22 protein-coding genes are annotated in these 21381 nt (G+C 67.5%); 8 read left to right on the top strand and 14 right to left on the bottom strand.

The features are described 5' to 3' along the window. Positions 1-3: 3 nt before the first annotated feature. The 13 genes from BDW41_RS16725 to BDW41_RS16665 form a co-directional block, all read right to left on the bottom strand. Complete coding sequence (locus BDW41_RS16725) at positions 4-1542, bottom strand: radical SAM protein (RefSeq protein ID WP_074549360.1); 1539 nt, start codon at positions 1540-1542, stop codon at positions 4-6. Beyond that, a complete protein-coding gene (locus BDW41_RS16720; protein ID WP_074549131.1) occupies positions 1539-2237 on the bottom strand; it encodes a class I SAM-dependent methyltransferase in 699 nt (232 codons plus the stop codon). Before BDW41_RS16720 ends, BDW41_RS16725 begins: the two co-directional genes overlap by 4 nt. Further along, the gene (locus tag BDW41_RS16715; RefSeq protein WP_233496907.1) at positions 2237-3373 is read right to left on the bottom strand and encodes an amidohydrolase family protein; all 1137 of its coding nucleotides are present in this window, start codon (positions 3371-3373) and stop codon (positions 2237-2239) included. Before BDW41_RS16715 ends, BDW41_RS16720 begins: the two co-directional genes overlap by 1 nt. Before the next feature lie 91 nt (positions 3374-3464). Beyond that, entirely contained in the window at positions 3465-4307 is an 843-nt protein-coding gene (locus tag BDW41_RS16710) for a class I SAM-dependent methyltransferase (protein ID WP_074549135.1), read from the bottom strand. Further along, complete coding sequence (locus tag BDW41_RS16705; RefSeq protein ID WP_074549137.1) at positions 4304-5254, bottom strand: lipopolysaccharide biosynthesis protein; 951 nt, start codon at positions 5252-5254, stop codon at positions 4304-4306. Before BDW41_RS16705 ends, BDW41_RS16710 begins: the two co-directional genes overlap by 4 nt. A gap of 12 nt (positions 5255-5266) precedes the next feature. Further along, on the bottom strand, positions 5267-6436 hold the full coding sequence (locus tag BDW41_RS16700; protein ID WP_074549139.1) for a hypothetical protein: 1170 nt from the start codon (positions 6434-6436) through the stop codon (positions 5267-5269). Next, a complete protein-coding gene (locus BDW41_RS16695; protein ID WP_074549141.1) occupies positions 6433-7377 on the bottom strand; it encodes a glycosyltransferase in 945 nt (314 codons plus the stop codon). The genes BDW41_RS16700 and BDW41_RS16695 overlap by 4 nt, the downstream gene beginning before the upstream one ends. A 2-nt stretch (positions 7378-7379) precedes the next feature. Further along, positions 7380-8630, bottom strand: a complete 1251-nt coding sequence (locus BDW41_RS16690; RefSeq protein ID WP_074549143.1) for an O-antigen translocase — start codon at positions 8628-8630, stop codon at positions 7380-7382. Then, on the bottom strand, positions 8627-9739 hold the full coding sequence (locus BDW41_RS16685; protein WP_074549145.1) for a DegT/DnrJ/EryC1/StrS family aminotransferase: 1113 nt from the start codon (positions 9737-9739) through the stop codon (positions 8627-8629). The genes BDW41_RS16690 and BDW41_RS16685 overlap by 4 nt, the downstream gene beginning before the upstream one ends. Continuing rightward, positions 9739-10671 carry a GNAT family N-acetyltransferase gene (locus BDW41_RS16680; RefSeq protein WP_074549147.1) on the bottom strand — a complete coding sequence of 311 codons (933 nt, stop codon included), beginning with the start codon at positions 10669-10671 and terminating at the stop codon, positions 9739-9741. Before BDW41_RS16680 ends, BDW41_RS16685 begins: the two co-directional genes overlap by 1 nt. Then, positions 10664-11611 carry a hypothetical protein gene (locus BDW41_RS16675; protein ID WP_074549362.1) on the bottom strand — a complete coding sequence of 316 codons (948 nt, stop codon included), beginning with the start codon at positions 11609-11611 and terminating at the stop codon, positions 10664-10666. The genes BDW41_RS16680 and BDW41_RS16675 overlap by 8 nt, the downstream gene beginning before the upstream one ends. A 6-nt stretch (positions 11612-11617) precedes the next feature. Beyond that, a complete protein-coding gene (locus tag BDW41_RS16670) occupies positions 11618-12283 on the bottom strand; it encodes an acetyltransferase (RefSeq protein WP_074549149.1) in 666 nt (221 codons plus the stop codon). Then, positions 12268-12705 (bottom strand): FdtA/QdtA family cupin domain-containing protein, encoded by a 438-nt coding sequence (locus BDW41_RS16665; protein ID WP_074549151.1) that lies wholly within the window; start codon positions 12703-12705, stop codon positions 12268-12270. The genes BDW41_RS16670 and BDW41_RS16665 overlap by 16 nt, the downstream gene beginning before the upstream one ends. A gap of 297 nt (positions 12706-13002) precedes the next feature. Between BDW41_RS16665 and BDW41_RS16660 the strand changes: the two genes are divergently transcribed. The 8 genes from BDW41_RS16660 (at position 13003) to folE2 (ending at position 19890) form a co-directional block, all read left to right on the top strand. Continuing rightward, a complete protein-coding gene (locus BDW41_RS16660) occupies positions 13003-13560 on the top strand; it encodes a cytochrome b/b6 domain-containing protein (RefSeq protein ID WP_074549364.1) in 558 nt (185 codons plus the stop codon). A gap of 23 nt (positions 13561-13583) precedes the next feature. Continuing rightward, the gene (locus BDW41_RS16655; RefSeq protein WP_233496906.1) at positions 13584-14912 is read left to right on the top strand and encodes a cytochrome C; all 1329 of its coding nucleotides are present in this window, start codon (positions 13584-13586) and stop codon (positions 14910-14912) included. Between the two features lie 70 nt (positions 14913-14982). After that, the gene (locus BDW41_RS16650) at positions 14983-15330 is read left to right on the top strand and encodes a c-type cytochrome (protein WP_074549365.1); all 348 of its coding nucleotides are present in this window, start codon (positions 14983-14985) and stop codon (positions 15328-15330) included. Positions 15331-15511: 181 nt separating this feature from the next. Beyond that, positions 15512-16285 carry a TorF family putative porin gene (locus BDW41_RS16645; protein ID WP_233496905.1) on the top strand — a complete coding sequence of 258 codons (774 nt, stop codon included), beginning with the start codon at positions 15512-15514 and terminating at the stop codon, positions 16283-16285. 64 nt (positions 16286-16349) lie between these two features. Continuing rightward, entirely contained in the window at positions 16350-16937 is a 588-nt protein-coding gene (locus tag BDW41_RS16640) for a sigma-70 family RNA polymerase sigma factor (protein ID WP_074549157.1), read from the top strand. Continuing rightward, positions 16934-17569, top strand: coding sequence for a hypothetical protein (locus BDW41_RS16635; protein ID WP_074549159.1), 636 nt, complete (start codon positions 16934-16936; stop codon positions 17567-17569). The genes BDW41_RS16640 and BDW41_RS16635 overlap by 4 nt, the downstream gene beginning before the upstream one ends. Then, the gene (locus BDW41_RS16630; RefSeq protein WP_074549161.1) at positions 17566-18870 is read left to right on the top strand and encodes a S8 family serine peptidase; all 1305 of its coding nucleotides are present in this window, start codon (positions 17566-17568) and stop codon (positions 18868-18870) included. Before BDW41_RS16635 ends, BDW41_RS16630 begins: the two co-directional genes overlap by 4 nt. Positions 18871-18930: 60 nt before the next feature. Then, on the top strand, positions 18931-19890 hold the full coding sequence (gene folE2, locus BDW41_RS16625) for a GTP cyclohydrolase FolE2 (RefSeq protein WP_074549366.1): 960 nt from the start codon (positions 18931-18933) through the stop codon (positions 19888-19890). Here the strand turns inward: folE2 and BDW41_RS16620 are convergent. Continuing rightward, a complete protein-coding gene (locus BDW41_RS16620; RefSeq protein WP_074549163.1) occupies positions 19887-21377 on the bottom strand; it encodes an efflux transporter outer membrane subunit in 1491 nt (496 codons plus the stop codon). The genes folE2 and BDW41_RS16620 overlap by 4 nt on opposite strands. Positions 21378-21381 lie beyond the last annotated feature (4 nt).

The raw sequence follows: 21381 nt of genomic DNA, 5'->3' as shown, positions 1-21381 counted from the left end.
GGATCAGAGTCCCGAAACCTGCGGCATGCGCAAGCGCACCAGCCGATTCGCCAGATTCAGCTCCCACGGGCGGTCGTAGCGGCGCAACCGGTAACGCCACGATGCCGCCGCGGCCAGCGTGCGCTTCGCCCACGGCGGCGAGCGCAGGTCCTGCACCGTGGGGTAACGGCAGCGCAGCACGGTCACGAAATCGTGGATGCGTTGACGCAGCCTGTCGCTCACCCACGGCGCATCCGCGTGGCAGGCGTAATCCACCCAGCGCTTCTGCGTCCACTCCTCCGGCGTCGCGGGAAACACCACGGGTTCCCCGTTGAGATCGAGCAGCGGCGTGGAAGGCCGGCGATGCCGGTCCTTCTCGTGACGGCTGCTCTCGGGCAGCGGCGTGTAGACGTAGACGATGATCTCCGACTGCGGATTGATGCGCTTTAGCTCGCGGATGAACTCGAACGTATGCTCGGTTTCCTCCTCGGTGTTCTCCGGCGGCGCCACCATGAAGGACAGCTCCGGGATCACGCCGTGGCGCCGGCACAGCTCCGCCACGGCCAGCGTCTGGTCCGGCCGCGTGCCCTTGCGGATCTCCTTCAGCATGGCCGGGCTGGGCGACTCCGCGCCGATGTAGGCCATGCGCAGGCGGCTCTTGCGCACCAGCTTCCACGTGCTCTCGGACAGATTGAGCAAGGCATCCGCGCGTGCGTAGCACCACCACGGCAGCTCATGGCGGGCCATGATTTCCAGCAGCGGGATCATGTCCTGCTCGCGGTCGAAGAAGTTGTGGTCGAAATACTGGATGGAGTCGGCGCCAAGGCCATGCTTGAGATAGGCCAGATCCCGCTCCAGCCGCGCCAAGGGCGGCAACGCGGTAGCGCCGCCGAACATGGCGGCCACGCCGCAGAACGTGCAGCGGAAGCGGCATCCCACTGACGCCTGGTGCGCCGCCGTGCGGCGGCCGAGAAAGGTGCGCGCGAGGTAACGGCGGGGATCGCCCAGCTTTTCGTAAGGCAGCAAGACCGGCGGGCCGCTGCGCGAGAACGGCCGACTCGGGTTGTGTACCGTGCCGCCAACATCCTTCCACGACAGACCCTGGATCGCCGCCAGACCGGCCGTGTTGCCGGCATGCAGCGCAGCGACGAGTTCCGGCAGGCTGTCTTCGCCTTGCCCGCGTATCGCATAGTCCACATAGGGTGCGGACAGCGCAGTGCCGGTATACAGCGTGGGAAAGTAGCCGCCCCACACGATGGGCACGTCGGGACGTTGCGCGCGAATGGCGCGCGACACGGCGATGGCCGGCTCTACCTGCGGCCCGCCCATCACGCTGATGCCGACGGCGCTGCACGGGCGCTCGTCCAGCGCATGGAGCGTGCGCGCGATGAAGTCGCGATCCACGTTGCCGTCGATGATGCGGCTGCTGCCAGTGCGATCGAGCGTCGCGGACAGGTGGAGCAACGACAGCGGAAAGCGCGCGCTGGCACGCGAGGTGATGGTGGGATTGACCAGCAGCGTATGCGGCCTACGGCTGGCGGGAACGTGTATGGGCAAAGTCATGGCCTGCGCCACAGCTGAAAGACCAGCGCCACCGGCACATCCAGCGCGGCGGGATCGAAATGCGCGCCTGCCGGGATGTCCGCCGGATCGATCATGGGTTCGAGCACGCAGCCGATCTCCAGGTCCAGCGCGGCACAGGCGGCATGCCAATGGCTGTAGAGGTGTGCGGTGTGGCGCACGGCGTAGCGGCGGCCTTCGGCCTTGAAGTCGCGCAGCCAGCCCAGCGCGTGCCCGATGGGATGCACGTCGCTGCACAACACCATGCCGCCCGGCTGCGTGACGCGACTGAGCTCCGCCAGCACCGGCTCGAGTTGCTCGACATGGCCCACGGCCAGTCCGCAGACCACCAGGTCGGCCCAGGCATCGGCCACGGGCAAGGCATCCAGGCCGCCCTGCAGAAGCTCCAGCGGCACGCGCCTGCGCTCGCTGCGCAGCTCGGTGTCGGCGCGCAGCAACATGTCGCGCGACAGATCCACGCCCAGCAGCCGCGCCGCGCCGCGCTGCAGGGCATGATGCATGTAGCGGCCGGTGCCACAGCCCGCGTCCAGCACATTGCGGCCGCTCAGGTCTTGCGGCAACAGCGCGAGCATGGCCCGCTCCTCCGCCAGCATCACGGGATTGTGTGCGCGCGGCGGATAGCTGGGCGCCCACAGCGCATAGGCCTCGGCGGGGTCGAGCATCGGCGTGTGCAGCATCAGTGGCAAGCCTCCCGCGGAACGGCGGCGACGCCACGTATAGGCAGTTGTTCAAGACCGGGTTCCAGCGCGATCACCTCGGCGTCCGCCAACGATGTCGCCAGCAGTTTCGGGCGGCCATCGAGCATGACGGGAACGGTCTCCACGCCTGCCGCGTCGAACCACTCCGCAAAGTCCGGATCGGCGATGCGCGGCAGGCCATCGCGCACCACCGCGCGCAGTTGCGCCCGGCCGATGCCGACGAGGCTTCGTATCGGATCGCCACCGCGATCCTCGACAATTACCAGGTCCGCCGGCGCGCCCGCTTGCAGGCTGCCGCGCAAAGGCATGCGCAACAATCGCGCCGCATCGGTGGTGACCAGGTCCAGCCACTGCGTTGAACGAAGTTCGCCGCCATCGGCGACGTCCCGCAGTTCCTCCAGCAGGTCGCGCGACCCGCTCAGGCGCGAGTCCGTGCCCAGCGCCAGTCGTCCTGCATCGGCGAGGCGCCGAGGATGCAGCGTGCGACCCAGCAGCCGCCGATTGCTGCGCGGGCACCACACCACCCCAGCACCGACCGCGATGATCCGCTCGATATCCTGCTCATGCAGGCCCACGCCGTGCACGAGGATGCTGTGCGGCGCCAGGTAGCCCAGCGCGTCCAGCTGCGTGAGTTCGGCCTGCGCGACGGCATCCGTTCCTTCGGCCAGATGGATGAGCCACGGCCGGTCGGCCGGTGTCTGCGCGAAACTCTGCCGCACAGGCGGCCCGTAGGAAGGCCAGCCCAGCGCGTAGCTCCAGCCGTAGTCGCGCAACAACGCCACGGGAAAATCATCGGCATCGAGCGCCTCATGCCAGGGATCATGGTGCGCGACGCAGGTGGTGCCTGCCAGCAGGTTCTTCAGGCCGCCGTGACGCAGGCGCACCGCCTTGGGCACCCGCAGCGCGGCCTTGACGGCGGAATCGTCGAAATGCGCCTGGAACGCATCGATCCACGCATAGCTGTTGGCGAATACTTCCGTCGCGGCAAGTGGCGGCACGGCATTCACGTGCAGGTGATCGTGCGCGTTGATCAGGCCGGGAAAGACCAGGTGATCGCGCAGGTAGATGCGAAACGCCCCGCTCGATTCGGCGTCGGCGATCACTCCGTCGCGCATCCGCAAGGGCGCGCCCGACCATCCATCCGGCCGCAGGCATGTCGCGCCGTACACGACGGCATGGCTATGTGCTGATCGCGCGGCCATCGCCTTACCGCCTGCGCATGACCATCAGGAAGTGGTCGCCCATGTCGCGCAGCAAGGGCAGCGAACCGAGATGGTCGTCAAGGCGGCCGAGCTGCTCGTACCAATGGCGGCGACGGCGGTAGTAGTGCACCAGGTACGGCGGCGGCATGAACAGGCTCAACGCGCGATAGCTTTCCAGCGAGAACAGCGGCGCGAAGGCGCGGTAGAACTCGCGCGGCAGGTAGTAGTACGTCCAGATGGTGTGCTTGTTCATGCTCACCGCGGCCGGCCCGCGCGTGCCGCGCACGCCCGCGCGGCGGAAGCGTCCGCGCAGCGCGTAGTGGCCCAGCTCCCACGGGCAAAGGCGACCGATCACGGAGAACACCAGCTTGCCGCCGGGCTTGAGCAGTCGCGCGCATTCCCCGGCCACCGCCTGCAGATCCGGCGCGCAGTTGAGCGGACCGAAGTTGGAGTAGATGCCGTCGAACGTTTCGTTCAACTGGTCCAGCTGCTGCACGCCCAGGTGCAAGGCCACCACGTGCGATTCCAGCCCTGCCAGCGCGGCGCGCGACCGCGTGCGGCCGACCATGGCCGGCGACCAGTCCGTGGCGACCACCTGATGCCCGCGCCTCGCGAACTCGATGGCGTCCAGGCCGGTGCCGCAACCGATGTCCAGCAGCTGCGATCCGGTGGGCACTTCGCGGCAGACGGTGTCCCACAGCGTGGTGCGCATGCGCTGGATCAGTTCGTTGTTGCCGCGCGGGCCGTCATAGTCTTCGGCAACGCTGTCGAACGCGCGCTGCGTGTCGAGCAGCTGCGCCTCGTTCAAGGATGCTTCCGGCGGACGTCGGCTTGCCTGCCCCATCATGGACTTCCTGCACCTGCATGCGGATTGGATGCGACGGCATTGCGCCTCACTGCTGCGCCATGACCGCCATGTGTCGGTAGGTGCCCGGCATCGTCCGTTTGGTTGAACGCGACCGTGGGTGCGTTGGCGCGTCGCATGGCATGCCGCGCGATGGCGGCGAACGCGCCCAGCGCCAGGCCGAACAGCACGCCGACGCCCCACAGCAGGGGCAGATTCGGAAACGCCGGCCCGCGCGGCACATAGACGGGCCACAGCAACGAGGTGTCGTACGTATAGTTCGGGCTGAGGCGCAGGGCGAGATCGCCCCTGGCCTGCTGCAAGCCGTGAATCTCCGTATCCGTCGTGGCCAGCAGCAGCGAGGCGGCGCCAGCGGATGGCGCATCCTTGCCGTGCGCGGCGTCCGGCGCAGCGGTCAGCATCAACTGCTGCCGCTGGTTCCTGGCCACGTCGAGATCGGCCTGCACTTCGCCCAATCGCGCCTGCGTCATGGCCAGCGGGCGGGCCAGCAATTGCTGGTGCAGCGCCTGCAACTGCGCCACGGTGGCCTCGGCAAATTGCCTGGCCTGCTGCGGCGACCAGCCTCGCACCGTGAACTTCACCAGCGGGCCGGCGTATGGCAGCGGCTCGAGTTTCATGCTCCTGCGATAAAGCCTCGCCTCCGGCGCATCGTCCCGGATACCGATGCGCGCCATCACCTGGTTCTGGAACGGCTCGAACTTCAGCCGTTCGAGCACGCGCGCCAGCGGCTCCACCTTGGGGTCCTGCCCCGGCGGAACGCCCGCGACCTGGCCGATCTGGATATAGCCCGTGGCCTCCCATTGCGGCCGCGCCATGCGGGTGAACCCTGCCACCGCCGCGATCACCAGCAGCATGCCCGCGACAAACCAAACCCACTCGCGGAGCAGGATCCGCCACACGTCCACTACGTAAACTTCGTCTCGTTGCATGATCCTGGCTCGTCAATGGATGGATGAAGTGGCGCCGTGGCCGGCGGCCACGCCTGGCGTCTGGTCCCGCGCGCGGCCATCCGGCAGCAGCGCGGCCACCAGTTGCAGCAGCAGGCATAGCGCGATGAAACCGAAGCTGGTCCAGGTGAACGCCTGCGGCGCGAAGGGCGCCATCACCGCCGTGTAGGACACGCGCAGGAAGATCAGCAGGCCGAACAGCGGCACGGTGGGCTGCACGCGGCGCACGCTCCACAGCAGCATCAGGTAGAGCGCGGCCATGGATCCGATGGCGCCCACCGGGCCCAGCGCCATGAGGAACGGAAAGAACTCCGTGCCCACATTGATGTTGCTCGCGTCCAGGGGAATGCCGGTGTCCGCCGTGGCGATCGAGCCCGCCATCGGCACCAGCTGGTTGATCAGGAAATGGGCGTCCGCGTAGTGCTTGGCCAGGATCGAGGAGAAGTTGTACGGGCCCGCGCTGGCATACAGCAGCAGCCATTTCACGCCCTGCGGCGCAGCCCGGTACAGGTCGCTGAAAGGAAGCGTCACGTAATCCAGGGTGCCCGAACGCAGGATGCCAAGCACCGAAAACACCGTGGTGCCGGCAACAATCAGCAGCAATACGCGCTTCCACGGCAGCGCCTTAGTCTCGCTACGGCGCAACAGCATGATCAGGGCCACCGAGAACAGCGCCGCGAAGATGCGGTTGCGGTCGATCACCAGCACGGGAAAGACGAAGCCCGCCACCACCAGCGCGGCACGCAGCCACCGCTGGCGCGCGCACAGCAGGCCGATGGGCGGCAGCACCCAGCACATGTCCGACACGTGCCGGATATGGTCGCGGCCGCCTTCCATGTTCGCGTAGGCGTTGGGCGTGGTGAACAGCGGCACCGGGAACAGCGCCAGGTCCAGCAGGCAGAACACGACGATCAGCGCCGCGAAGACCAGAGCCACGAAGGCGTCGCGCGTTCCCGTGTAGTCGCGCGCAAGAAACGCCGCAGGGCGCGGCAGGCGAATGCCCACGAAGACATCCACGGCGAGGATAGCCACGGCTGCCGCGGCGAGCAGCAGCAGGCCTTCCATATAGTCTGGCGGCAAGTCGTAGGTGAGCAGCGTCAGGCCGCACGCCACCAGCAGCGGCAGGCTCAGGTAGAACGAAGGCAGGCGCAGGAGCGGACTCATGTGCGTTCGGCCAGTCGCTGGGTTGGCCCGCCGCGCATGCGCGACAGCTGCGTCAGCAAGGCATACGCCGCCATATGCGTCGCCACGGCCCACAGCCGCCGCTGCAGAAAGGCGACCTTGGCGCCGAGATGATGCGACTGGGCGAGCAGCAGCGTGCGGTATGGTTCCTCGAACATGCCCATGCGCCGGATCGCCACGTCACGCGCCTCGATGAGGTTGTGGATGCGCGTGCGCGTGTCGCGCGTGCGGCTGACGTTGGCGCCGTGGATGCGATAGGCGCACACGTTGCGATCGATGAAGCCGATGGCGTCGTGCGCGGCCAGGCGCAGGAAGAAATCCCAGTCGTCGAATCGAAGGCCCTCGTTCCATCCCGCCACGCGCTCCAGCGCGCGGCGTCGCACCAGGGTCACCGGCCCGCCGATGGCCCATTGCGTGATCACCGCCCGGCGGATGCCTTCGTCCGTGCCGTACAGCCGCTTGTCCGCGCGATGCAGGTCGCGCATGGCGCTGCCGTGCCGGAGCCGTTCGTTGCGATCCACCACCAGCGAATCGCCGATCACCACCCACTTGCCGGGGTGCGCCAGCAGATAGCCGACCTGGGCGTGCAGGCCGCCCGGCAGCAGGTAGTCGTCGCTGGCGCCAAGGCGCAGGAAGTCGCCGCGCGCGCGGGCGGCCAATTCGTTGAGCGTGGCGGCGATGCCCTTGTTGCCGCGCCGCACGTATTCCACCGGCACTTCGCTGCCGTGGCGCTCGATCCAGTCGGCGATGCGCTGGCCGGTGGCATCCGTCGAGCCGTCATCGATGATGACGATTTCCTTCGCCGGATACGGCTCCTCCAGCACGCTGTCCAGGCAACGCTCCACGAAGCGTTCATGGTTGTAGGCGGGCACCAGAATGGACACCAGCGGCGGAAGCCCTGTCTCGGGCACGATCCCGTCCATCGTCATACTTCCCCCAGGTAGCGCCGCACGACGATCACGTTGAAAACCAGGTAAAGCGCATAGTTCAGCGCGAACGCATACATCGCGCCCACCAACCCGAAGCGCGCGGTGAGCAGGAACACCAGCAGCACGTAGCTGATCGCGAAGACGATTTCGGACACCACGAACAAGCCCGTCATGGCCTTGGCCAGCATCACGTACGACAGCACAAAGGAGGCGATCTTCACGACATCGCCCATCAGTTGCGGCGCATACAGCGCATTGGCCGCCGCGAAGCCATCGCTGAAAAGCAGCAGGGTCACCCAGCCGCGGCACAGGTAGACGCCCACGGCAAGAAGCACCACCGCCGGCATCACGTAGCGGTAGGCCAGACGAAGCTCCGCCACCAGCGATTCGCGCGCATGCGTCGAGGCCAGCTTGGGCAGGTAGTACACGTTGATCGCCGTGGTGAGGAACAGCAGATAGGCATCCGACACCTTGCCTACCGCCTGCCAATAGCCCACGTGTTCCCACCCGAACCGGGCGGCCAGATGATCGCGCACGGCGATGTTCACCAGCGGTGGCAGCAGCGCCGAGGTCAGCGTCATCACGGAGAATGCGGCCAGCCGCCACGTCATCTCGCGGTCGAAGCGCAGGCGCAGCATGTGCCGACTGAAGTACGGGCTGCGCCACCACGCGGGAAGCCCCACGGCAAGCACGAGCAGCTGTCCGACCACCAGCGCCAGCAACACGCCATACAGCTGCAGCCAGCGCGCCAAGCACAAGGCCACTGCCACGCTCAGCAGCGAGCCCAATACCTGGATGCAGGCCAGGCGCTTCACGTCCATGAAACCGTTGATCACGGCAAGGACGTAGTTCGCCATGGCAATGCCCGTCTGCACCGCGGCAAGCACGACGACAAGGCCCCAGTAGCGAACGTCGCCCAGCAGCCAGCCCGCGATCTGCCGGCTGAGCAGCAAGCCGATGACGCCGACCAGGCACGATGCGCATAGCGCGTACCACAGCGCGGCGCCCAGCAGGAGGGACAACCTGTGCGGATCGTCGCGATACTCCGCCACGTACTTCACCACGCCCGCACTGATGCCGCCGCCAGCGAGCACGGCCAGCACCGACATCAGGCTCATGAACTGGCCCAGCCGCCCCACGCCTTCGGGGCCGGCCATCCAGGCCACCAGCTTGACGATCACCAGGCCGGCAAGCAGCTTGGCGGCCGTGGCTATCGAGGCGTAGATGCCGGCGCGCGCGATGTTCATGGCGCACAACCGAACGCATTGCAGGCATCGATGACGCGCGCCATGGCATCTTCGCTCATCACCGGACTGATCGGCAGGCTCAGCACCTCGCGGTGCAAGCGATCGGTCAGCGGCAGCTCGATGCCGTGCAGCGAGGGATACGCCGGCTGGCGATGCGCCGGCACGGGATAGTGCACCTGGCTCTGCACGCCATGGGCGGCCAAGTGCTCCTTCAGCGCATCGCGCCGCGCGGAGCGCACCACGAAGAGGTGCCAGGCGTGCGCCTCTTCCGCCGGCACCGCCGGCAACAGGATTTGCGGGTGGCGGATGCCCTCGCGATAGCGCCGCGCCACGTGCCGCCGCTTCGCCGTCTCGTCGTCGAGATGGCCGAGCTTGACCCGCAGCAGGGCCGCCTGCATTTCGTCCAGTCGTGAATTGAGGCCCTGGTACAGGTGGTGGTATTTCGCCTCCGATCCGTAGTTGCGCAGTGCCGCCACGCGCGCGGCGAGTTCGTCGTCGGCCGTGACCACGGCGCCGCCATCGCCCAGAGCGCCCAGATTCTTAGTCGGGAAAAAGCTGAAGCCGGCGGCACCGCCAAAGGCCCCGGCGCGACGGCCGCCGCAGCTTGCGCCATGTGCCTGGGCGGCGTCCTCGATCAGCAGCAGGCCGCGTCGGCGGGCGATATCGGCCAGGGCGTCCATGTCCGCCAGCTGGCCGTACAGGTGCACCGGCATGATCGCGCGCGTGCGCGGGCTCAGTACGGCCTCGACGTGCGACGGATCGATGTTGAAGGTCGACGGATCCGGCTCGACCGGCACGGGCACCAGCTGATTGGCCGTCACGGCAAGGAAGGTAGCGATGAAGGTGTTGCCCGGCACGATGACCTCGTCGCCATCGCGCAACCGCCCCATCTCCTTGTAGCCGCGCAGGATCAGCGCGAGCGCGTCCAGGCCGTTGCCCACGCCGAGCGCATGCGCTACGCCGCAGTAAGCGGCGAACTCGCGCTCGAATGCCGCCAGCTCGTCACCCATCACGTACCAGCCGGAATCGATCACCCTGGCCGCGGCCGTCTTGAGTTCGTCGCCGTAGCACGCGTTGACGTCGCGCAGCGAAAGGAAGGGCACCTCCATCACAGTACCCACTCGTAGAAGTCCTGCACGACGCCGCGCGCACCGAAGGATTCCTTCTGCGCCACCAGGCCGCTGTTGAGCACGGTGCCGTCCTGTTCGGTGGAGATGCCCAGGCTGAAGTAGCCGCGCTCGGCATACACGTCGCTCACCAGTGCGCCAAGCAGCAGGCTCAGCGCATCGACGCGCCAGCCCTCTTCCGACGCGGCGATGTACTGGGCGTGCACCGTTCGACCGAAATCGTAGACCAGCACCCCGGCCAACAGCTGGCCCTCGCCGCGTGCCTCATGCAGCACGATCTGCCCGGGAAATCGCGACTGCAGCAGGAAGAGTTCCGCAGCGCTGTGCGTCGGTACGGCCTGGTGGCGACGCAGGACCTCGCTCAGCAAGGCATGGAAGGCCGCCAGGTCACGCCCCTGTCCGATGCTCACGCCCGCGCTTTCGGCCCGCCGGATCGCCCTGCAGCGCGTAGCGGAGAACCCCGCGGCGCGGCGCAACGGGATCACCGACGAGATATCTCGCCGGCTCAGGCGTGCGCCGACGCGCTGGAGCGCGTAGAGATCCTCCTCGGCGGGATACGCATGGAAGACGTGCGGCACTGGCTTGTAGATCACGCGCTCGACGCCGCTGCGCCGGTAGTGCTCGCCGATCAGCTCGAACACCTGCAATGTGGCGTCGGTGCGCAGTTCATGCGTCGCGATAAGGCCGGCATAGGTGAGCCCGCCGTGGCTGCTGACCACGTTGTCGCGAAGGTTGGCGGGAAACACTGCGACGATCTCCGAGCCTCGCTCCACCAGCAGCGAGCAATCGGCAAAACGGTCGGCGTGATAATCCATGTAGCCACGCCGATGCAGGAAATTGCCATTGCGCGAACGCTCCACGACAGCATCCCAGGCCTTGGCGTCCGACGGCTGGTAGCGGCGAACCTCAAGCATGGGCCGCCTCCTGGAACAAGGGCTGGCGCGCCACGGCGACGCCAAAACCATCCCGTCCCATGTCGTTGCCGTTGTAGAACATCAGCACGTCGTCGCCGCGCGGTATCAGGGCGGGATAGCAGAGCGTGCGCGAGTCCCAGCCGTCACGGGAAAGCCCGATGTCCAGCGCTTCGTCCCTGCGCACCCAGGCGAGCCCGTCGTCGCTGAAAGCCATGCCCGGGAGGTATTCACCCGTGACGTTGCCCCGTGTGAAGAGCATCGCGTAGCCGTCGCCCATCCGGTACACGCGCGGGCGGCCAATGCGGTACTCGCTGTTTCGCGGCAGCAGGCAGATACGGTCGTCGCGGGGAATGTCCGTGAGATCGCGCGTGGTGACGCAGCGGATGTGGTAGCGCGGAAAGGGCCGCCCGTCTATCCATTCCCAGTCGTCGCCCACCGCATACCAGAGGCGCCACTGGGCTCCATCGAACATGGCGGTGTGCACGGCTGCGATGGTGCTGCGTCCAGGCGCGCGGTCGAGGATGGGCGTCTCCTGCACCCGCTCGAAATGCTCGCCGCCATCGGTGGAAATGGCCAGCCCGGTGAAGGCGAGGAACTTGGCGCGCGCCACCTGTTGAAAGCCGACATAGAACAGATGAAGCCCGCCGGGCGCGTCCACCACGTCGCCCAGGATCATGCCGTTGTCGTCGAAGCAGCCGCCTCGCCCCACATCGAGCACGGGCTGCCGGCTCACGCGCAGGATCACGCTCGGGTCTTCCGCCAGCACGTCCACGTAGCCGATGCGGCTTACGCCTTCATCGTTACGAAAACCCGCGTAGACGCGGATGGTCGCCTCGTCCATGCGCCAGGGCGTCGGCGTGAGCGCCGAATGGCGCATCCATCCGCCCACGCCCTGGCGCGCGGTATCGAAGATCAGCCCGTGCTTGCGCCACGTTGCCATGGGCATTCAGAGCCTCACGTCGAAGCTGGATCGCCCCGGCACGGCCTTGGCCGGCGAGCCCACGTAGACCTTGCCCGGCTCCGTGTCGCGGTGAACCAGCGCGCCGGAGCCGATCACGTTGTCCGACGCCACCTTCACGTGGTCGTTGAACGTGGTGTTGACGCCGATGAAGCTGCTCTCGCCCACGTCGCAATAGCCGGAGATGACGGCGTGCGAGGCCACGAACACATGGTCGCGGATCACCGTGCGATGCCCGACGTGGTTGCCGCTCCACAGGATGCAGTTGTTGCCGATGCGCACGAACGGCTGGATCACGTTGTTCTCGAAGATGAAGCTGTTCTCGCCGATCTCGGCGTTGCGCCACACGAAGGCGCGCGAGCTCACGTAGGTCGCCAGGCGGTAGCCTCGCGATTTCGCGTCCAGATAAAGCCGCGCACGCAGGCGATTGAGCTGGCTCGCCGGAATGGCCACGAAGGCCTCGAACTGCGCCGGCGGATAGAGCGCCTCCAGCAGCTCGTACGGAACCACCGGCCGGCCAGCCAGCTCGGTCTCGCTCAGGTAGGGGCTCTCGACGCTGAAAGCGGCGACCTCGTAGTCGCTGTCGTGCTCGAAATATTCGCAGGCGATCTGCGCCAGTTCGCCCGCGCCGATCAGGACTAGACGCTTTGGCATGCCACCAGCCCACCGGGATAGGCAAGGCCTTTCACCTCGCTGAGGAACACGTCGTAATCGGTGATGTAGTCGGCGGGGTCGTAGAGATGGTCCGCCAGCACCATCAGCACGCAGTCGTCGCTGAAGTCGTACAGCTCGCGCCACACCATGCAGCCAAGCAGCAGGCCCTGGGACGGATCGTTGAGCACCACCTCGACCGGCCCCGAGCCGTCGTCGAGCAGGATGGTCACCGACCCGCGCACCGCCACGGCCAGCTGGTGCAGATGGCGGTGGGCGTGCTTGCCGCGATGCACGTCGCGCTGCGTCGCGAAGATGTAGTACACGCGACGGATCACGAAGGGCACGTTGATGTCCTGTTCCAGGGCGATGAGCATGCCGCCGTGGTCCCCATGCTTCTGCAATTGAACGCGTTCGATTTCCATGCTCTCGGCCCGGCGGATGGAGTCGTCATCAGGGACTCTAGGCACTGAGTGCCATCCATCGCGCACAAGGTTGCGTGACGTCACTTTCCTGTGACCACGCGTCCGCACAACCTTTCCGGGCGGACCCGGCACTCACGCCACAACGCAGGCTTGCCTCTCGCAGCCATCCCTTCCCTTGCGGAACCGATGGGCGCGCGGATCGCGTGAACCGCAGAGGCGCGGCATAGAGGTTCGTACATGGAATGGCAGAACAAGAGCCCATCGGCGACAGGCGACGACGGCGCGCGTGCATCCGCCATGGAGCGCGGCGCCCAGGGCGATGAGCTGCCGGAGCGCCCGCGCGCGCTGGTGGTCATGCACTGGCTGACGGCGCTGTTCCTGGCGATGGCGGCCGCGCTCATCCTGTTGCGTGACGAGGTGGACGGCCGCGCGCTGCGCATGTGGCTGCTGGAAGGCCACCGCCACTTCGGATTGCTGGTGCTGCTGCTGTTCTTTGCGCGCGCGGCGCTGCGCCTGCGGCTGCGCCATTGGCCGGTCGAGGGCAAGGTGTCGCCCTTGATCCGTTTCGCCGCCGGCTCGACCCATCTGGCCTTGTATGTGCTGCTGCTGGTCCAGCCCCTGCTCGGCTGGGCGCTCAGCAATGCGCAAGGCAAGCCGGTGCATTTCTTCGGACTCACGCTGCCCGCCATCGTCGCCAGCGACGAAGACCTCGCCGACCGCCTCACCGACTGGCACCAGGGTGTCGCCTGGGTGCTGCTTGCCCTGATCGCGCTGCATGTCGCCGCCGCGCTGTGGCATCACTTCATGCTGCGCGATCGCACCTTGCGCCTGATGCTGCCGCGCCGCCGCCGATGAATATTTCGAGACCAGGAGATCTCATGCCGTCTGCCCTGACCCGCCATTGGCCATTGTGCGCCGCTTGTGCGCTCGTCGCCGCACTGTTGATGATGGCCGGCAACAGCGCGCATGCGGTGCCGGCCTATGCACGCCAGACGGGCTCCGCCTGCGCGGACTGCCACGCCGGCGCCTATGGTCCCGCGCTGACGCCCTATGGCATGCGCTTCAAGCTCAACGGCTATACCGACACGGATGGCCAGGGCACCAAGATTCCGGTGGCGGCGCAGCTAATCGGTACGCGCACGGTGCCCGAGCGCGGCGACAACACCACGCAGCTCACGGAAGCGGACATCTATCTGGCCGGCCGCATCAGCGACCACCTCGGCGGCTTCGTCAAGGTGGAGACGGACAACAACGGCAAGGATCAATTCAGCACCAAGCTCAGCAACCTCGACCTGCGCTTCGTGGCCAAGGACCTGAAGATCGCCGGCAAGGACGCCGTGATCGGCGTGAGCGTCAACAACAGCCCCGGCTTCGACGACCCCATCGCGGCCCTGCCCAACGCGTCGACGCTCGGGCCGCCGGCCATATCCGGCACGCTGCTGAACCTGTCCAGCCCCAACTCGCTGTACAACCGGGTGATCGGCGGTGGCGTGTATGCGCTCTACGACGACAACTGGTACGGCGAGATCGGCAGCTACAACGCCATGCCGACCTCGGTGCAGGATCACCTGGGCTACAACGTCTCCGGCGACCCCGGCAAGCTCAGCGACACGGGCTACTTCCGCTTTGCCTATATGAAGGACATGAAGCGGCAGTTCTTCTCCGCGGGCCTGGTGGCGCTCACCACCCGGCGCCAGCTGCCGCGCAATGCGCGCAGCGACGACATCACCGACCTCGGCTACGACCTCACGTATCAGTTCCTGGGCAATCGCGAGCACATCGTGCAGGTCAGCTACGTGAACATCCTGGAGCAGCGGGACTACGGCAGCGCGCCCACCATCAACGGGCTGGTCGCCAAGTCGCACGGCGATGCGCACGACCGCACGCTCAGCGTGACCTACACCTTCAAGCAGAGCTATGCCCTGCAGGTGGCGCACCTGGTGAGCACCGGCACGCAGGACCCGGCACGCTACCCGCCCTACGGCAAGCCGGACAGCACGGCCAACCTGATCAGCCTGTACTGGACGCCGTTCGGCAAGGACGATTCGTTCACCTCGAAAGCGAACCTGAAGATCGCCGCCACCTGGTTCCGCTTCACGCGCTTCAACGGCGTGAGCGACAACATCTTCGGCGCGCCGCCGGGTGCGCTCATGACCCAAGCGAAAGACCTCGATGCCTTTACCTTGAGCGCAAGCGTTGCGTTCTGACACCCGACGGAGCCTGGACGTGATTGAACCCAAGCTGGGGAGAGCGGCGCGCGGCGCCGTGATGACGATGATGCTGTGCTGTGGCGCGCATGCCCTGCCCGCGCGTGCGGGCGATGCCGGCGCCGGTGCGGACGTATTCAAGCAGGAATGCGCCGAGTGCCACACCACGCGGCAAGGACACAACAAGAAAGGCCCCAGCCTGTTCGGCATCGTGGGCCGCCATGCGGGCAGCATCGCCGACTACAGTTATTCCGATGCGCTGAAGAACGCCGATTGGGTGTGGACCGAGGACAAGCTGCACTGGTATCTGTCCCAGCCGGCCAAGCAGGCCAACCCTGGCACCAAGATGAAGTACCCGGGGCTCGACGACGCCAGGCAGCTGGACGATCTCATCGCGTACCTGCAGTCGAACCACTGATGGGCGCCAAGGCATCCACGTATACACGGACCCTTGCGCCCACTAACCTAGGGCGGTACCGACGCGGATCAATCCTGGGACCGATGTTGCACGGCCACGCTACTGCCAGCGGCAACCGGCCCTCTCTGCCCGCGGTGCGTTCCGCTCCGCGTCGCGCGGATGCCCGCATTCCGGGACGCCGATGAAGCAAGGCATCGACCCGTCAGCTATCCATGCCCGCATGCGGCCATGCGCGCTCGCGATCGCGCTGGCGTGTGCGTGCCTGCCGTGGCCGACGCGTGCGCAATCGGGAACGATCAGCGGCACGGTCGCCCTGAGCTCGCAACTGGTGGATCGCGGACTGGCGATCACCCCCGATACGGCCATTGTGCAGGGCGCGGCGTCCTGGGCGCTGCCGTCGGGCTGGTCGCTGGGCGTGGCCGCCAGCACGGAGGTGCGCGACGCGGCGCCGCTCGCCGAAGCGTTCGCCCAGGCGTCCCGCGCCTGGCGCATCGGGGCGGACTGGCAGCTTGTCGCCGGCCTGGCGTACTACGACTATCCCGGCCGTGGACACGGCGCCTTCAACCGCGCCGAAGGCAGCGCCAACTGGCTCTACCGCGACGTGCTCACCCTGGGTGTCGCCGCCCTGGCGCCCACGGGCGGCGACGACCACCGCCTGCGCGGCGCCGTCGACGCGGACTTCCACTGGCCGCTGCCCTTGCACTTCGCCGTTTCCGCAGGCGCGGGCTACGCCCAGGCCCAGGTGCCCTACTACCGGGTCTACGGCGACGAGTACGGCACCCACCGCTACCGTCACGGCAACCGCGTAAACTCCTATGGATACGGGCACCTGGGGCTGATCTGGGGCCAGGGTCCGTGGCGCGTGGAAGTGGACCGCGTCTTCGTCGATGCGACCCTGCGCCAGGACAACCTGGCCGCCTCGCCCTGGGTGGCGACGGTGTCATGGTCGTTCTGAGCCTAGGCAACCATTTGGGCTTTTTAGGGCACTTACCGGGTAACACCCTGCCTTCGCCTCAGCCATGAAATACGCCGACATCGATGCTGACGAGACGGACCGCCTGCTGCTCCAGCGCATGGCGGCAGGAGACCGCGCGGCGCTGGCCACGCTGTACCGGGCCTATCACGGCCGGCTGTGCCGGTTCCTTTCCCGCCTCACGCGCCGCAACGACGTCATCGAAGAGGTCATCAACGACTGCTTCTGGATCGTGTGGCAGAAGGCCGGCTCCTTCCACGGCGACTCGCGGGTATCGACCTGGATCATCGGCATCACCTACCGCTGCGGCCTGAAGGCCCTGCGCCAGCGCGGCGACGAACCCGTGGACGAGGAAGGCCTGCCGGAAGACCGCACCCCGGCCTTCGACCCCGGCGAAGACCGCGAACTGCGCGACTGGCTGGGCAAGGCGATGGAGCGCCTGTCGGCCGATCAGCGCGTGGTGGTGGAGCTGGTCTATGGCGTGGGACACACGCTGGACGACGTGGCCACCATCATGCAATGCCCGGTCGGCACCGTGAAGGCGCGGCTGTTCCACGCCAGGGTGAAGTTGCGCAACATCCTGCCGGCACTGGCAGGCGAACCGATCACGCCGAAAGAGAACCGCGTGCCATGAAGTCGACGAAAGACACCGACCAGGACTGTGCCCGCGCGTGGGAAGCCATGCCCTGGGTATTGCAGGACAGCGCCCCGCAGGAGCAAAGCGCCTGGCTCACCGACCATCTCGCGCGCTGCGAAGCCTGCCGGGAGGAGTTCGCGCAGCAGAGCCGGCTGCGCCTGGCGCTGGCTCTTCCCACCGGCATCCAGCTCGATCCCGAGGCCGGCCTCAAGCGGCTGCTGGGACGCATCGACGCGGGCGAAGCCGAGGCATCGGCGCCGCGCGCGCGCGCCGGCGGCTGGGTCACCCGCGCGCTGGTGGCCGCGGTGCTGGTGCAGGCCGTGGGCATTGGCATCCTTGGCGCGGAGCTGTGGTCGTCCGGCGGCAACCACGCGTCGTACCGCACCTTGAGCAACCCGGCCCAGCCGGCCATGGCCGGCGCGATCCGCGTGGTTCCCGACACCAACATGAAGCTCGCCGACTGGAACACCCTGCTGCACTCGCTGCAGCTGGCGGTGGTGGATGGCCCCAATGACGTCGGCGCCTACACCGTGATGCCCGCGCGCACGTCCACCGGGGACGCGGCCCTTCGACAACTGCGGGCCGCGCACGGCATCCGCCTCGCCGAGCCCGTCGCCGCCAACCCATGAAGCACGTGGTACTGCTGCTCCTGTTCGCCACCAGCCTGCTGGGGGCTTGCGCACCCTTGCGTCCGGATCCACCGGCGAGCGCGGCCGATCCAGCCGCCGCGAACGGCAACGCCGTCACCGCCATGAACAGCGCGCGCGACATCGTGCTCGCCGTCGCCAACCCGCAGGATCCGCCGCCGACACACGCCGGCTCCACCTTGCTCGGCTACATCCCCACGGCGAACTACGGCGCGGGGCAGCGCGCCCTCTCCGCGCTCGATGCCATGCGCCAGCGCTACGGCTGGCGTGAGGTGACCGGCTGGCCCATCAAGGCGCTCAGCGTGTACTGCATCGTGCTCGAGCCGCCGCCCGGCATGACGCGCGACGAGCTGCTCGCCGTGCTGGCCAAGGACGATCGCGTCGCGCTGGCGCAGCCGCTGCAGGACTACAGCGTGTATTCGCAGGCGCCGGGCAATGCGCATGCCTACAACGATCCCTACGCCAACCTGCAGCGCGGCTTCGTCGAAACGGACGCCGCCGTGGCCCACAACGTGAGCCAGGGCGACAGCGTGCATATCGCCATCGTCGACACCGGCGTCGATACTTCGCATCCCGATCTGCAAGGCCGCATCCACGACATCAGCAATGAAGTGGATGGCAATGCCCCGGCGTTCAATCGCGACCCGCACGGCACCGAAGTCGCCGGCATCATCGGCGCGATTGGCGACAACCACCTCGGCATCGTCGGCATCGCGCCACGGGCCATCATCAGCGTGTACAAGGCCTGCTGGTATCCCGCCAACAGCCCCGATGGCGCGCACTGCAATACCTTCACGCTGGCCAAGGCGCTTGCCGCCATCCTCGACACCGATGCGCGCGTGATCAACCTCAGCCTGGGCGGGCCGCCCGACCCCTTGCTGGACCGGCTGCTGCAACAGCTGCTGGGCCAGCAACGCATCGTCGTTGCCGCCATGCCGCCTGATGGAAGCCACGCCGGATTCCCCGACAGCACGCCCGGCGTGCTCGTGGTGCGCGTGAGCAACGCCTCGCCTGCGCCGGCCGGCGTGCTCAGCGCGCCGGGCAACGACATCCTGACCACCCAGCCCGGCGGCGCCTACGACTTCACGTCCGGCTCGTCCATGGCCGCCGCGCACGTAAGCGGCATCGTCGCGCTGTTGCTCGCGCTCTCCCCGCACCTAAAGGCCCATGACATGCACGACCTGCTTCTGCGCAGTAGCCGGATGGTGGGTGGCGCGCAACAGGTCGACGCCGCGGCGGCCGTCAGCGCGCTGGGCCAGGTCCACAGCGCGCCGCGGCGCTGACGCATCACCTTCCACGCCAGCAGGGCCCATGTGAAGTACATCGCCGAACCGCTCTCCCTCATGCCCGACGTCGCCGCCGATTCCGCGTCCAGTGGACCGCTGGCATGGGTGGGCATGGAAGACATCCTCATACCCATGCGCGTCGCCACCGGCCATGGCTCGACGCAGCAGGTCATCGGCCACGTCGATGCCTTCGTCAACCTGTTCCGCGACGATCAGCGGGGCATCCACATGTCGCGGCTGTATCGCCTCATCGATGAGTACCTGGGCGATACGCCCTTCGATACCCACGCGCTGGAGCAACTGCTGCAAGCCTTCCTGCAATCGCATCACGAGCTGGCCGACCGCGCCCGCCTGCGCCTGCGTTTCGAGCAGGCGCTGCGCCGCAAGGCATTGCGCAGCGATCATCACGGGTGGCGCGTCTATCCCGTCACCATCGAAGGCACGCTGGGCCCTCGCGGCCTGGACGTCACGGTAGCCACCACCGTCACCTATTCCTCTACCTGCCCCGCGTCCGCGGCACTCGCCAGACAGGTCGCCCGGCAGCACTTCGACGCGCATTTCTCTTCATCGGCCCAGATATCCGGCAGCGCCGCGTCCGCCTGGCTGGGCAGCGAACTGGGCATGCCCGCCACACCGCATGCGCAACGCAGTGTCGCCCATGTATGGATCCGCCCGGCTCGCGGCGCGGCGTGGGATGTGGCTGCGCTGATTGATCGCATCGAGGCGTCGCTCGGGACGCCGGTGCAGACGATCGTCAAACGCCAGGACGAACAGGCCTTCGCCCTGGCCAACGGACGCAACCTGATGTTCTGCGAGGACGCCGCCCGGCGCGTCCAGCACGCGCTCGATGCGGACGACAGCATCGCCGACTTTCACATACGCATCGTCCACGAGGAGAGCCTTCATCCTCACAATGCGGTGGCCCATGCGAGGAAGGAACGTAAAGGTCTTTCCGGCTCATCACGGGAATACGCCAACGGGCCGCGGTCTTCAGGTGCGCCCGACAGCGCTGATTAGCCGTCCACCGGCGGCTTCATCCTCGAGCCGGCTGCCGCCGTCATGGGCATATCGCCGCCCTGCCAACCGCCACCCAGGCCCTTGATCAGGCGGATGCTGCTTTCCAGTTGCCGCCGCGTCAGGTCGTCATAGGCGCGGCGCTGCGCGAGGCTGGTGCCTTGCGTCGTCACGACCTCCAGATAATCGGTGGCGCCGGCCTTGTAGCGGGTCATGGCGAGCACTTCCGCCTGGTGCGCGGCGTCGACGGCGCGTTGCTGGACACTGGCCTCGTCGGATAGCACGCGCAGCGAAGCGAGGTTGTCTTCCACGTCCTGGAAGGCCGTCAGCACGGTCTGCCGATAGTCCGCCGCGGCCGCATCCTCTTTCGCCTGCGCCGACTTGAGCTGCTGCTTGCGACGGCCGCCATCGAAAATCGTGCCCACCAGCGCGGGGCCGATGGCCCAGAACCGGCTGGGCAGCGCGGCCCACTGCGCAAAGTTCGATGCCTCGAAACCGCCGGTGGCCGACAGCAGCAGGTCAGGAAAGAACGCGGAGGTCGCCTCGCCCACATCCGCATTGGCGGCGGCGACGCGGCGCTCCGCCGCTGCGATGTCGGGCCGTCGCTGCAACAAGGTCGATGGCACGCCCACGGGCAAGGCAGGCAATGCCATCGGCGCGGTGGATGCCGGCAGGTTCAGCGCAGACGGAGGCACGCCCACCAGCGTGGCGATGGCATGTTCGTAGTGCGCGCGGCTTTCGCCGAGATCGACCCACTGCGCCTGCGCCATCTGCAACTGCGTTTCCGCTTCCGCAAGATCCGACCGGGAGGCGATGCCGCCCTTGACGCGCACCTGCACCAGATCGCGTGCATGGCGGTAGTCATCCACCGTCTGCTGCAGCAGCGCGGCCTGCGCGTCCGCATTGCGCAGGTCGACGTAGTCCAGCGCAAGCTCCGCATGCATCGCCAGTCGCACCGAAGCCAGGTCCGCATGGCTGGCCTGGTAGCGCGCCGTCGCCGCATCCACCTGATGACGGATGCGCCCGAACAGGTCGGGCTCCCACGACACGTCCAGCCCGCCGCTGAAGTCGGACACGGTTTTTCCAGCCAGGGAACGGCCGACGACATTCTGCGAGGTGTGGTTGCGATTGGCCGCCACGCCTGCGGTGATCGTGGGGTAGTAAGCCGAGCGCGCCACGCCCGCCTCGGCCTTCGCCTGCTCCAGGGCGGCCACGGCCTTGGCGATGTCCTGGTTGCCGGCGTCCACCCGCGCCTCGAGCCCGTTCAAGGTGATATCGCCGAACAGCTGCCACCACGCGCCGCGTATCGCGGCATCCGCCGGTTGGGCCGGTGTCCAGCCGGGCGCCAGGCGATCGGCTTCCTTGAATTGATTCGGCACGTCCATCGATGGCCGCACATACGCAGGCCCGGTCGAGCAGCCCGCCATCAGTGCAAGCGCGAGCGCCAGGGCGCATCCACGCGCAAGCTGCGAAGTAAACGTCATTTGCATGTCC

Origin of the sequence: Dyella sp. AtDHG13, from assembly GCF_003201105.1 — a bacterium.
GTDB classification, from domain to species: Bacteria; Pseudomonadota; Gammaproteobacteria; order Xanthomonadales; family Rhodanobacteraceae; genus Dyella; species Dyella jiangningensis_B.
The sequence above is the reverse complement of the archived record's forward strand: the minus strand, read 5'-3'. Positions and strand labels throughout refer to the sequence as shown.